The organism is Alteromonas sp. CNT1-28 (genome assembly GCF_022348345.1).
GTDB lineage: Bacteria > Pseudomonadota > Gammaproteobacteria > Enterobacterales > Alteromonadaceae > Alteromonas > Alteromonas macleodii.
Map to the genome: position 1 here is coordinate 43,857 of NZ_JAKREZ010000013.1, position 13,873 is coordinate 57,729.

Consider the following 13,873-nt stretch of genomic DNA (forward strand, 5'->3'; position numbering starts at 1 on the left):
AATGTTCCCTTAAAGAAGCGCTTGCTGAATGTGTGATTTGATCACATCTAATGCAATTTGGTTTTTGCCACCTTGCGTCACTACTACGTCGGCAGTGAAGCGGCTAGGTTCGATAAATTGATGATACATAGGCTTAACAGTTTCTTCGTACTGTTTTGCCACAGATTCAATACTACGACCGCGTTCTTTTAGGTCGCGCATCATTCTGCGCATCAAACAAATATCAAGAGGAGTATCAATGAAGATCTTCACGTCGTACAAAGGAAGTAGATCAGTACGAGCAAGTAGCATGATACCTTCAAGAATAATGACTGGCGCAGGATTTAGACGCTCAGTTTCAGGCAAACGCGTATGCGTTTTATAGCAGTAATGTGGATAGTCAATAGGCTGACCATCGCGCAATGCTTGCAAGTGTGCTTTCAAAAGCTCATGTTCAAAGGCGTTCGGGTGATCATAGTTGTTCTTCTCACGCTGCTCCATGGGAAGATGATCTTGCGCACGGTAGTAGTGATCTTCGCGCAGCACTTGAACAGGGCGGCCTTGAGCACTGAAGCCGTTAAACAAATTTTTCGTAAAAAGAGACTTCCCAGAGCCAGAAGCTCCAGAAATGGCAATAATAAGTGGCGATTGCATAGTACTATAAAGCTGATTTTGTTGGTGCAAAGATACGCGTTTAGGCCTCGCGAATCAATGTTATATTCACAAGTTCTCGGTTTTTGGATCGGTCTTTGCTAGAACTTTATCGTATTTTCAAGGTATTGCAGGGCGTTTAGTCAGCATGCAAAAAATACCAAAAAGTTCTCCAAGTGGTCAGTTTTTAACTGAACAAGTCAAAATATCGCTAGTTACCAATTATCTCTATATCGTCATCCTTAATACTCGGTAATGCATACGAATGCTGCTTCGAGCGAGAGCCCTCACCTTGCGCTCTGGGCGGGTAGTAGGTTTCTTTTTCATCAACATAAGCAGAGAATACATCATCAAGTGCAGCGCGTATTTCGCTGAGGGTTTTATCTAAATTTGCATTGAAATCTGGGCGTTTTCGCTTGGTATGGCCCAATTCGATTAATCGACCAAAACTCTTGTTGGCCAGAGCCAGTAGTTCAGTCGGAACGTCTTTATGTGGCTGTAGAGGCTGATCGGGGTGCTCTATACAATATTTTACTAGAGCCGTGTAAAAGCACAGTGGTTTATTCTGCAACGTGATGGCTTTGTCATCGATTCCGTTAGAAATCGTTTTATCTTTTAAGTTGATTACGAGTTTTGGGGAAGGAGGGATAACTTCTTCTAAGGTTGCGCGTTTCCTTTTGGTTTTACTCGAAACAGCAAAAAATGGTGTAACGAGTAATGATGCGATAAGCGCAGTCCAACTAAAAGCAAAAGTACTGGTGACGGCTTTACTTCGCATCTCTACCTTAATGACTTGTTCAGCGTTGACGAAATTTGCCGTAAAAGACAAAGGGTAACCCGTAAAGTCTTCATTGCTTGTCACAATATCTTGGATTCCTCTGACTAGAACGGGGTAGTTTTCGTCCTTAAGCGTGCCGTTTAGTTTTCCAAGATAACGGTAAATGGCGAACTGATTTACAGGCGTGTTAAGGGTGTTGTTTCCAACGTCTAAAAACGCGCTGTCTAGGCTTACCCTTCGCTCTACCTTATCAAGTGCACGGTGAAGAGAAGTATGGTGTGAAAAGTATTGTGCAGTTAAAGCGATGAATTGGAAACATGCTAACAAGACAAGACCATTAAAGATGATAAAGGCTTTGGGCTTAAAATATATTCTCTTACTACCCATTAGTTACACCCTTCCTCTAATGTAATAGTTTTGTAATAAGGTCTAGGATGAGACATTGCAACTTCATGAATTACCGACTGTATAGCGCAAAATAAGTCTGTGTTTTGCGTCTGCATTTTCAAATACCATTGCATTCCACTTACACTTTCCTGCAGCGGCGTTGCATAGTTTCTTGAGAAGTTGTCTTTATCTTCTTCTGCCCAATATGAGGAGATAATATCAATATCACCCGCGAGCAAAGCTCGTCGCAGTTCTTGGTGAGAACTGAAGTAAACAATATCTACATTGGAGTCACTGAGTCCGAGGTTCTGCAAAACTGTTTTGGGAACAATATGACCAGAACGGCTGCTCGGATAATCGAGCAATCCTATCTTTTTACCTAGCAAGTACTCTTTAGATAGTAGCGGTCGTTCTCTTAGCGCGATAAAAAAAGCTGAGTAGTCAGGATGCGATGCTACTTTGGTTAATCCATAAATTTGGTCAGCCCCGAACGCATCTACGACATTACTTTTCACCAGCGCTAAATCAACAACGCCATGATTAATGTATCGAAAGGTATCGTAATCACTTTGGCCTATTGTAACTTTAACTTTACCGTATTGGCGCTTAATCGTTTTATCATTGCATAGGCGCTCACTTGCCATTTCAGCAATTCTACCGTCAGTAACATACACTGAAAAGACGTCGCTATTGCCCTGCAAGTCAGTTTTACAGGTTAAATATTGACCGGTTTGTGGGGCGATGTCACTATACTCATCGGAATTTTGAAAATAGTTTATCGAACCACACACAAGTGCAGCTAAGATAAAAATTATCCACTTTCCGGTAGCAACAATTCTGAAATTCGTCAAAAAAACGACCAAATGAATTAACGATTTATATAGTGATTTCATCAGTTAAGGTTATTTATTGCAATAGGTAAATTTATTTTATTGTGTTAACTCATTGAAAAGTTACGTATTTTTATGAGTAAACCTGATTTTTATTAAACGCTGTTTATTAGTAGCATATCTGCCAAGAATAGAATCAGCTATTCGTCGCAGATTGACAATAATAATAACAAGTAAATTAACCTGACCATATGGTCAAGTATTATTTTGCAAACTCAATAGCCTCGGGCGATTGCTGTTAAATAAAAATGTAAAATTGTAATAAATCTGACATGAATCTTTACGACAATTTGTCCGGTTCTGATTAAGTCATAGGTTTGATGTGGTATTTTTTGCACTACACTAGACCGAGTAAAAAAGAATTTTAAACAAAAAGGGAAACACACACATGAGCTCATCAGCTAAATTCAGTCGCATTGCGGCTGCGGTTGCGCTGTCAATCGGTTTGTCTACCACTGCAATGGCGCAAGAAACGTCATCTGCAATGGAAGGCCGCATCCTTACCCCTACAGGTGCACCTGCTGCGGGAACATCTGTTACTGTTATTCACGAACCTACTGGCACAGCCCGTGAAGTTGTTGTTGGTGCAAACGGTACGTTTAACCTTCGTGGCCTTCGCGTTGGTGGTCCTTACAGAGTCGTTATCGATTCTGATGAGTACCAAGACACTACTATCGATAGCGTATTCCTAGAGCTAGGTAACCCATTCGGCGTTAACCTTACGTTAGAAGATGCAAGTGATATTGAAGTTATCTCTGTAAGCGGTAGTGCGCTAACAGCGACTGCATTTGGTGCAACGGGCCCACAAACTGTATTCAATCTTGAAGCGCTAGAAAATACACCTGCAATAAACCGTAGCATCGGTGACATCGTGCGTGTTGACCCTCGTGTTTTCGTCGATGAAAGTTTCAACGACTCTATTAGTTGTGGTGGCGCAAGCCCGCGTAACAACAGCTTGACCCTAGATGGTATTCGCATGAATGACAACTTCGGTCTTAACAGCAACGGCTTCCCAACTGAGCGTATGCCTTTCTCTTACGACGCTATTCAACAGGTAGCGGTTGAGCTTGCTCCTTTCGACGTAGAATACGGCGGCTTTACTGCGTGTAACATCAACGCAGTAACCAAATCAGGTACAAACGAAGTTCACGGTGGTGTTTTCTATGACTTTACGTCTGACTCTTACCGTGGTGATGAAGCTGACAGTGTTGTTCGTGATAACGGTAACTACACTGAAAAGCGCTATGGTTTCAACGTTGGCCTTCCGCTAATCAAAGACAACCTATTCCTTTTTGCTGCATACGAGAAACTCGAAGGCGTTCAGTTATATGATTACAACGCGCTTGGCGGCCGTGTAACTCAAAATGACATCGACCAAGTAACTGAAATTGCACAACGCGTTTACGGTTACGATGTAGGTGGTACACCAGGTTCTGCGCCAGTTGAAGATGAAAAAATTCTTATTAAGCTAGACTGGAACATTAACGCAGACCACCGTGCTTCATTAGTATATAACTGGAACGACGGTTTCAGCGTTAGCCAATCTGATGGTGGTTCAACTAATCTGTCTCTTAGTAACCATTTTTACGAGCGCGGCGCTGAGCTTACTACGATTGTTGGTTCACTCTACTCGAACTGGACTGACGATTTCTCGACAGAGCTTCGTATTGGTCACACAGACCTAGATAATCGACAGCAGTCGTTAGATGCAGCGTCAGGTTTTGCTGAAGCGCAAATCGTAACTGAAGGCGGCGGTCGTATTTACATCGGTCCTGATGATTCTCGTCAGTCTAACCAGCTAAACTACGAAGTGTTCAACTTTAAACTAGCGGGTACTTATTTCTGGGGTGACCACGAAATTACGGCTGGTGTTGAATACGAAGAAACTGACGTATTTAACCTGTTTATGCAGCACACTGTAGGTGAATACCGTTTCGACAGTATCGCTGACTTCGAAGCTGGTCTTGTTGATCGTATCTACTACAACAACTCTGCGGGTACAAACAACCCGGCGGATGCTGGTGCTTCTTTTGCATTCGACGTAACTACCTATTACGTACAAGACGAGTTCTACCTAACTGACGACCTCAAAATCATGGCTGGTCTTCGTTATGATACATACGGCTCTGACGATACGCCTCGTTTGAACGAAAACTTCACTGAGCGTTACGGTTTTGCCAACACTGCAAACGTAGATGGTATTGACCTTCTTCAGCCACGTTTCGGCTTTACTTATACAGTGAATGAAAGTTTAGAGCTACGCGGTGGTTTAGGCCTTTACTCTGGCGGTAACCCGAACGTTTGGATCTCAAATGCGTACTCTAACGACGGTGTGACTAACATCGGCACTCGTGAAGGTCAAATTGACGGCTTCGTAAGTGGCACTACTTCATTGTTTGATCTAGAGCTGACAGGTCAAGGACGTCCAATTTTCGACGTACCACAAGAGCTATTTGATGAAGTGGCGAACACAAGCCTTACAGATGGCGACGGAAACACTAACGCGACGGATCCAGACTTTGAAATTCCTTCTGAGTGGAAATACGCGTTAGGTTTCACTTACGTGACTGAAAATGACTACCTAATCAACGCCGACATGATCTATACCGATCGTCAAGATTCAGCGATTGTTAGAGACGCTAATATCGTTTACACAGGTCAAAACCGTTTTGATGGTCGCCCAATCTACGGCAACATTGACGGAGATCGCAACGAAACGCAGGACTTTATCTTAGGTAATGTAGATTCAAGCGATGACGGTAGTTCACTTGTTCTTTCAATCGGCGTAAGCAAAGAGTGGGACAACGGCTTCGATATGGGCGCTTCATACGCTTATGTTGATGCAGAAGATGCTAACCCAATGACAAGCGCAGTAGCGTTCTCGAACTACGCTAACTTTGCAACAAGCGATCCTAACAATCCTTCTGCGGCAACGTCTGACTATGCTGTTGGCAACCGTTTTAATTTCTCACTAGGTTATACTGCTGAGTTCTTTGACGGTTATGCCACTCGCTTCAACTTGTTTGCAACGGCTAACGAAGGTAAGCCTTTCTCTTACGTTCATAGCAACAACTCAGCATTCCCTTGGGATGGTGTATTTGCTCGCCAGCTTATTTACATTCCTGAAGTAAATGACCCTAATGTTGTGTTTGTCGACCAAACTAACCGCGACGGTGAAGTACTTCAAACTGCTGAAGTTGCTGAAGCTGAATTCAACCGTTGGGTTGAAGACCATGGCTTCGAGCGAGGCGAGATTCTTGAGCGCAACAGTGAAACTGCCGACTGGTGGTTTAAAGCTGACCTACGTATCTCTCAAGAGCTACCAGGCTTCTACGAAGGTCACACAGCAAGTGCGTTCTTCGTAATCGAGAACGTAACTAACTTAATCAACGACCAATGGGGCGTATTCCGTCAAGGTAGCTTCGGCGGTGATGAAGTTATTGCTGCAGATTTTAACGATGCCGGTCAATACGAGTACAGCGCGTTCTCAAGACCAGAGCAAAGCGTATCTCGCGGTCCTTCACTTTGGGAAATCCGCGTAGGTGTTAACTACCGCTTCTAAGCTGTAGAAAAACACTAGCTACAAGTTGTAGTGTTAGGTGCCATTCTCCTTAATAGGAAGTGGCACTTTTTTATGCCCGCCATTAATCTCACAATCATGCAATCAAACGATCCTCCGCTTTTTTAATGATCTAACTACGTACATTAGCCGAAGTAATTGACGACAAATTTTTAAATGCTCGCAAGGAGGGCTTATGTCAAAACGTATGCTAATGGTAATGACATCTCACGAAATTATGGGTGATACTGACAAAAAGACAGGCATGTGGCTGGAAGAGTTTGCTGCGCCGTACTACGCATTTAAAGACCAAGGATATACGATAACGTTGGCGTCACCCATGGGAGGGCAAGTGCCTATCGATCCCAATAGTCTGGCTGACGATGCAATGACAGATGACGCTATGCGATATACGAAAGATGAGGTGGCGCGTAGCGCTATAGCGTCGACTATTCCGCTTGAAGATGTGAGAGCTGAAGAGTTTGACGCAGTGTTCTATCCAGGGGGACACGGTCCGTTGTGGGACCTTTCTGACAATGTGCACTCGATAAAACTAATCGAAGACACTATCGCAGCTAATAAACCCGTTGGGGCAGTATGCCACGCGCCAATTGTGCTTAAAGACGTCAAAACGCCTGATGGCAAATACCTGGTAGAGGGAAAATCTGTTACCGGATTTTCAAACAGTGAAGAAGCTGCAATGGAACTTACAGACGTAGTGCCTTATCTGGTTGAAGATGAACTGGTTAAAAAAGGCGGTAAGTATGAGAGCGCCGACAATTTTGCTGTAAAAGTGTGTACCGACGGGTTACTGGTGACGGGACAGAATCCGCCGTCATCACGACCAGCAGCCGATTCGCTGATTAAGCTACTGAGTTAGCGTCAGCGAACAGCAGAATATATAGTGCCCTCAATGAGAGGGCACCGTTTTAATAGCGTGGCTACCTAAACGTTCTCAAACAGGTCTTCAACACGCTGCCTTAGTTCTTCAATTCTAGACACATCCGCTGGCGCGATGAAAATAGTGTCGTCACCTGCAATGGTGCCCAAAACCCCGTCTTTCTTACTCAATGAGTCAAGTAAGCGCGCAATAAGCTGTGCAGCACCAGGGCTGGTTCTAATGATTACCATTACGTTGTTGTGAACGATATCCAGTACCAGCTGTTTAAGAGGGCTTTTAGCCGTAGGCATACCTAGCTCGGGAGGCAAGCAATACACCATATCACCTCGGGCATTTCGCGTGCGTACCGCGCCGAATTTGCTTAGCATCCTAGAGATTTTAGATTGGCTGATGTTGTCGAAGCCTTGTGCTTTTAATGCATCAACAATTTCACCCTGTGAACCGTAACTTTCTGCTTTAAGAATTTCTTTAAAAGCTTTGATGAGTAGCTCTTGTTTTGCGTTTGCCATTAGCGCTCTTTTCTTTTTTGAGGGTTATCGTTAGGAATTATATTTAGTATGCGTATATTGTGCCGTACAGGTAGACTTTGCGCAATTTCTTTGCATAATCATTCATGATAATGAATATCGAGATAAAATCGCCATAAATAACGTTAATAAGACGATCCGGTGATTGAGTTTTCCCCCGCGTTGCATTAGTGTGACGTTCCGTTTAAATACGTGAAGTAATCCCATAGGAGAAATGGTATGAAAGTAGCCGTGTTAGGTGCTGCCGGTGGTATTGGTCAGGCGCTGTCTTTGTTGTTGAAAACACAATTGCCAGCAGGTTCAGATTTAGCGCTTTACGACGTAGCGCCAGTTGTTCCTGGTGTTGCCGTTGATTTGAGCCACATCCCCACTGCGGTAAAAGTAACCGGTCACGGTAAAGATGACCTAGCTGATGCACTAACTGGAGCAGACGTTGTTCTAATTCCAGCGGGTATGCCTCGTAAGCCAGGTATGGATCGTTCTGATCTATTCAACATCAACGCCGGCATTGTTAAAAACCTAATTGAAGGTGTAGCTGATAACTGCCCGAACGCGTGTGTTGGTATCATCACTAACCCAGTTAACACTACTGTTGCTATTGCAGCTGAAACGCTAAAAGCTAAAGGCGTTTACGACAAGAACAAGCTTTTCGGTGTAACGACACTAGACGTTATCCGTGCTGAAACGTTTGTTGCTGAACTTAAAGGTGTGGACGTATCTTCTGTGCACGTACCGGTAATCGGTGGTCACTCTGGTACAACTATCCTTCCTCTACTTTCACAAGTTGAAGGTGTAGAGTTCACAGACGAAGAAGTTGCTAGCCTAACTACTCGTATCCAAAACGCGGGTACTGAAGTTGTTGAAGCTAAAGCGGGCGGCGGTTCTGCAACCCTATCAATGGGTCAAGCAGCGGCACGCTTCTGTCTATCTCTAGTTGCAGCAATGCAAGGCGAGAACGTTGTTGAGTACACTTATGTACAAACTGACGACAGCGACGACGCAGCATTCTTTGCACATCCAGTTCGCCTAGGCGCAAACGGTGTTGAAGAAATCTTGCCATACGGCGAGCTAAGCGCATTTGAAGAAAAAGCGAAAAACGACATGCTTGAAGGCCTACGTGGCGACATCAAGCTAGGCGTAGACTTCGTAAACGGCTAATTGGTGAGTGTCATTGGCAGGCCTTTGAACGTAGGCACGCCGTGAATACTTCCCTGTAGGCTTCGCCACCGCATCCCTGCGGTGGAGAGCCTACTTATCAAAGCCCCGCCAACTCCGAATATCTCAATAGCCTAATCACTGAAGTTTTTTTAGAAAAGAGCAGTCTGTTACGGCCTTACGTATCAAGCCTTTTTTGTTGCGTCTTTGTAGGCTTCGCTACGGCATCCTTGGCACAGGAGAGCCTATTAATTAAAGTATCGCCAATTAAGCATTCCACCCATAGCTAGCAATAAGTCTATTTCCTAATTGACTTACTGTGTCTGTAATGGCTCTATTCGAAACAACTTTATTGGACCCATCGCGACTGGGTAGCCTTTGTGTAACGCGTATGTATAGCCGGAAATCATGTTGTCCGTAAGAACGAATAGGATAATCTTTGAAGCGAAAGTTGTGTGGGAAGCTTCAATTTCGATGACTCGAGCATCTATGCTTACATCTTCAGCAGTAAATGGTGATCGGACTTCCCTAAATGCGTCTTCCCCTTTTCTATAAACGCGCAGTGAGCCTTGTTCGCTTTCGTACAATTCGAGTAATGCTAATTCGGGTCTATCTAAATACTGCATAACACCAATCCAAGTGCCAAAAGGATGATTAGCGATATGCTGCTTTGCATTAGATAGTATCTGCTTGCGGTTTTCTAAAAACTTTCTCGGCGTTGACTTTGCTTCCTGTTTAACCATTTGATAAGTCTGAGAAATATAACTTTCTTTGTCCTTATAGCTCGACTCTAATACGTTAAAAGCGTTATCTAAGTGAGGCGAAAGGGTAAGTGTACGTGTAACATCACCTTCGATCGTTGTTTTAATTGTGCACCGGTTTTCTATGCAAGTGATGTCGTCATTGGTGAACGGTGTGCGACGCATTTTTTTGAAGCCTCCTGGAATGGCGATTTCAAAAAAGCTGTGTTCGCCACTCTCTTGTATTTGAAGCAACCTAAATGTCGTTTCATCTTGACTTATGCCTTCCCACAAACCCGGGGGTAATTCCATTGTGCTAGCGAAAGAGAGCCTATTAAACGAAAGCAAAGTAGAAAAGGTTAGTAGTAAAAATGTTCGCACTTTTTATTCCTTTAAAATGTATGGGGTACAAATTTTGTTACTAACTATATGCGTATTTTGTTGAGTCACAAATACTTTCGTTATTTACTAGTGGCTTGAAGCTCTTTTTTTGAATTAGACAAGGATGTGTTATGACTTTCTTTAAATGCGCTAGTTTACTTTCCATCACATTTTTTAGTTTATGCATAAACGCCAATACTGTTGCTGCTACAAGCAATACAGCGCCATTGGCAGACACTGCGTTTGCTCAGTTGCCTAAAGCATTAACGCTCAAAGGCGATGCGCTTCCCTTTACCGATTACAAGGCATGGTTAGCGCATGCGCAAAGCAATAACCAAAAAGTCGTGTATGTGGATAGATGGCAAAAAGCGGTAAACCCTAAAAAATTCAATGCGCTTATGAAGACAACAAGTGCGCAATGGATTGAGTACGAATCGGATGGTTTAAAGATTTCAGGTGTTATGGTGTCACCAAAGCATGTTGGCGACAAAAAACTACCAGTGATCATTTATAATCGCGGTGGTAATCATAAGCATAATGTAACGCGCATAGCGGTGGTTGAGCGTTTAATGCCGCTCGCCGAACAGGGTTATATTGTTTTGGCGAGTAATTATCGCGGTGCTAAATTCAGCCAAGGGAAAGATGAATTTGGCGGCGACGATGTAAACGACGTTTTGCGACTGATTGAAATAGCCAAGCAATTACCTAATGCCGACACCAATAAGATTGCTTTATATGGCGTAAGTCGTGGCGGCATGATGACTTGGCAGGCGCTTCGAAAGAACACAAGTGACATTGCTAGTGCAGTTATTGTAGCAGGCCCGTCTGATTTACATACAACTGTGGCGCGCCGTCCAGACATGCAGGCGCTGCTTAATAAACTTGTTCCGAATATGGAGCAAAACCAAACAAAAGCCCTTGATGAACGCTCAGCGGTAAAATGGATTGATGAGCTAAATCCGAATGTACCTATTTTGCTAGTGCACGGAAGTGCAGATGTGCGCGTCGACGTTTCACATTCGCTCAAGGCGGCACAGCATCTAAAAGACAAAAGCCACTCGCATAAGCTGGTTGTTTACGAAAACGGCGATCACAGCTTAACGTTCTATCGCGAAGAGGTGGAAAGCGAAATCAATAGTTGGTTAGCGGCGCACTTTCAGTAGCGTAATAAAAAAGCCCGCTACGTAATACGAAGCGGGCCTCTTTGATTTGAAGGGTTAGCGTACTTAACCTGTATTACGCATACCAATTGCAATACCCGCGATGGTAACCATCATGGCACGCTCTAGGCTGGTGTTTTGTGCATCGTCACCGGCTTTACGAATACGATCCAGAAGCTCAATTTGCAGGTAGTGAAGGGGCTGAAGATATCCTGCACGGATCTCCATAGACTCTTTACCCTGCGGGTCGTTCTTCATGATGTCGCCGTCACCGGTTATAGCCAACAGCGACGAGATGCTTTCTTTAAGCTCGCTACGCAATGCTTCACCAAAGTGTTTGAGCTCTTTGGGTACCAAGCGCTCATCATAAGCTTCACTGATACGCGGATCGGCTTTATGGAACACCATGTCCAGCATTGAAAGACGTGAACGATAGAACGGCCATTCGCTGAACATCTCGTTAACTACTTTTTCATTTTCCGGTGTCTTCACGCTATCGATAGCGCGCATAACGCCTAACCAGCTTGGCAGTACCAAACGAGTTTGTGCCCAGGCAAATATCCATGGAATCGCACGTAGGCTCTCAATACCACCTTGTGGCTTACGCTTCGCTGGGCGACTACCTAGTGGGAGTTTGCCTAACTCTTGCTCTGGCGTTGCAACACGGAAGTAAGGTACGAACTCTTTATCGTGACGCACGGTTGCACGGTAGTTATCGCGACCTTGGGCTGCCATTGCAGTTATAAGCTCTCGCCATTCTTCTTTTGGTGCCGGAGGCGGGAATAACATGGCTTCAATTATGGCGCTGGCGTAAATACCTAGGCTGCGTTTAGCCAGCTTAGGCATACCGAATTTATAGCGAATAGTTTCGCCTTGCTCAGTTACACGGAAGCCGCCGTCTAGCGAGCCAGGAGGCTGAGAGTAAATGGCAGCATGTGCTGGCAAGCCACCACGACCAATTGTACCGCCACGGCCGTGGAATAGGGTCAGGCTTACGTCAAACTCGTCAGCAATCGCAACCAAGGCTTCTTGTGATTGGTATTGAGCCCAGCCCGCAGCAAGTGCACCTGCGTCTTTGGCTGAATCTGAGTAACCAATCATAACGAATTGACGACCTTTAACGTAACCGCGATACCAGTCGATAGACAGAAGTTTGCGCATTACGTCAGGCGAGTTGTTCAAATCGTCTAGCGTTTCGAACAATGGCGCCACTGGCATTGGCCAATCTACACCACTTTCTTGAAGTAGCAACTGAACCGCCATAACGTCCGATGGCTCACTGGCCATAGAGATAATATAGATACCAAAGCCGTGTTTGCTGTGCTTCGCAATTACCTTACAGGTATCAAGCACTTCTTTCACGTCATCAGACGCATCCCATTGAGCAGGGAATAGCGGGCGTTTTGAGCCAAGCTCGCGCAATAAGAACGCTTGCTTGTCGGCTTCGCTCCATTGAGCATAATCACCAAGACCAAGATAGCGTGTTAGTTCGCTGAAAACGTCTGCATGACGCTCAGAGTCCTGACGCACGTCAAGGCGCAGAAGGTGAATGCCAAATACACGTGCACGACGAATAGTGTCCAGTAGCAGACCGTTTGCTACAACTTGCATTCCGCAGTCTAACAGTGACTGGTAGCAAAGCATCAGTGGTTCAATTAGCTCATCATCACTTTCAACCCAGTTTGAAGTATCCGGGTTTTTACCTGCTAAGTAGTCGCTAATGCCATCGCGGGTTGCGATGAACTTGTCAACAAGTGGACGAAGAAGGGCGCGGTATGGCTCGTTGGCGTCGCCGACTTTTTCGCGTAACGCGTCGTTGCAGTCGTACATTGAAAGCTCAACTTGCAAGCGGTCAAGATCAATCGCGAAAAGCTTGGCCGCACGTTTTCTAGCAAGTAATAATACTTGCTCAGTCACTTTTGACGTTACAAATGGGTTGCCGTCTCTGTCGCCGCCCATCCAAGAGCTAAACTGAACGGGAGACGAATCTAGTGGCAGTGATACTTCGTAATCTTCATTTAGGCGACCATCAAGCTCGCGCATAAAGTCTGGCACTGCTTCCCATAATGAGTTTTCAATAACAGAGAAGCCCCAGCGTGCCTCATCAACAGGTGTTGGACGTACTGAACGAATTTCTTCAGTGTGCCAAGCCTGTGCAATAAGGTCAGCAATGCGGGTTTCAATTTTCTTACGCTCAACATCATTAAGCGACTCTTGGTGAATAGCCTGAAGGCAGTTCGCCAATTCTTTATGTTTGTGAATAAGTGTACGGCGCGTAACCTCAGTTGGGTGCGCGGTCAGTACAAGATCGATGTTCAGTTTTGCAACCGCATCCTGCACTTTTTCAGCTGTTAATTCAGCTTTATCTAGGTGTTTAAATAGTGCATCAATAGACGCATCAACATTCATTGCTGCATTGTATTCTTGCTCAGCGATGTTGCCCAAATTCAAGAATTGTGCGAATGCACGGCCAACAGTAAGCAAATCGCTGTCAGACATTGTTTTGAAAGTTTCTTTCAGTTCTTCGCTACATGTAGCGTCTCCCTGATAAGAAGCTCGGCCGCCTTTACGAATCTTTTCAATACGGTTTAGCCACTCTTGACCCAATTGATTTTTGATTGTTTCACCTAAGGTTTTACCTAGGTATCGAACGGTATCTTTCAGTTCAGCATCGTAGTGTGTTTGCATGCTATCCTCCTAAATATATGGCCTTAACCATACTGTGTCCTTTGCGACTTGTCTAACCACTTTCGGTTATAATTTAC

Annotated in this window: 10 protein-coding genes; 4 read left to right on the forward strand and 6 right to left on the reverse strand. The window is 44.6% G+C overall.

All coding sequences use genetic code 11. The features are described 5' to 3' along the window. Window positions 1–9 precede the first annotated feature (9 nt). The 3 genes from udk to MHN02_RS10270 form a co-directional block, all read right to left on the reverse strand. Entirely contained in the window at window positions 10–633 is a 624-nt protein-coding gene (gene udk, locus MHN02_RS10260; RefSeq protein WP_014950808.1) for a uridine kinase, read from the reverse strand. Between the two features lie 208 nt (window positions 634–841). Next, window positions 842–1,795, reverse strand: coding sequence for a hypothetical protein (locus MHN02_RS10265; protein ID WP_239245920.1), 954 nt, complete (start codon window positions 1,793–1,795; stop codon window positions 842–844). Beyond that, complete coding sequence (locus tag MHN02_RS10270; RefSeq protein ID WP_239245923.1) at window positions 1,795–2,646, reverse strand: PhnD/SsuA/transferrin family substrate-binding protein; 852 nt, start codon at window positions 2,644–2,646, stop codon at window positions 1,795–1,797. The genes MHN02_RS10265 and MHN02_RS10270 overlap by 1 nt, the downstream gene beginning before the upstream one ends. A gap of 427 nt (window positions 2,647–3,073) precedes the next feature. Here MHN02_RS10270 and MHN02_RS10275 point away from each other — a divergent pair, with 427 nt between their 5' ends. Further along, on the forward strand, window positions 3,074–6,247 hold the full coding sequence (locus MHN02_RS10275) for a carboxypeptidase regulatory-like domain-containing protein (protein WP_239245926.1): 3,174 nt from the start codon (window positions 3,074–3,076) through the stop codon (window positions 6,245–6,247). 193 nt (window positions 6,248–6,440) lie between these two features. Next, window positions 6,441–7,124, forward strand: coding sequence for a type 1 glutamine amidotransferase domain-containing protein (locus tag MHN02_RS10280; protein ID WP_239245928.1), 684 nt, complete (start codon window positions 6,441–6,443; stop codon window positions 7,122–7,124). A 65-nt stretch (window positions 7,125–7,189) separates the two neighbouring features. Here MHN02_RS10280 and argR read toward each other — a convergent pair whose 3' ends face one another. Then, entirely contained in the window at window positions 7,190–7,654 is a 465-nt protein-coding gene (gene argR, locus MHN02_RS10285; protein WP_014950803.1) for a transcriptional regulator ArgR, read from the reverse strand. A gap of 237 nt (window positions 7,655–7,891) precedes the next feature. Between argR and mdh the strand changes: the two genes are divergently transcribed. Beyond that, window positions 7,892–8,830 (forward strand): malate dehydrogenase, encoded by a 939-nt coding sequence (gene mdh / locus MHN02_RS10290; RefSeq protein WP_014950802.1) that lies wholly within the window; start codon window positions 7,892–7,894, stop codon window positions 8,828–8,830. A gap of 311 nt (window positions 8,831–9,141) precedes the next feature. On the opposite strand, the gene MHN02_RS10295 is transcribed toward mdh, so the two are convergent. Beyond that, window positions 9,142–9,948 carry a hypothetical protein gene (locus MHN02_RS10295; RefSeq protein WP_239245931.1) on the reverse strand — a complete coding sequence of 269 codons (807 nt, stop codon included), beginning with the start codon at window positions 9,946–9,948 and terminating at the stop codon, window positions 9,142–9,144. Window positions 9,949–10,079: 131 nt separating this feature from the next. Between MHN02_RS10295 and MHN02_RS10300 the strand changes: the two genes are divergently transcribed. Beyond that, window positions 10,080–11,111, forward strand: a complete 1,032-nt coding sequence (locus MHN02_RS10300) for an alpha/beta fold hydrolase (RefSeq protein ID WP_239245933.1) — start codon at window positions 10,080–10,082, stop codon at window positions 11,109–11,111. A 63-nt stretch (window positions 11,112–11,174) separates the two neighbouring features. On the opposite strand, the gene ppc is transcribed toward MHN02_RS10300, so the two are convergent. Next, window positions 11,175–13,796 (reverse strand): phosphoenolpyruvate carboxylase, encoded by a 2,622-nt coding sequence (gene ppc, locus MHN02_RS10305; RefSeq protein ID WP_239245936.1) that lies wholly within the window; start codon window positions 13,794–13,796, stop codon window positions 11,175–11,177. Window positions 13,797–13,873: the final 77 nt, after the last annotated feature.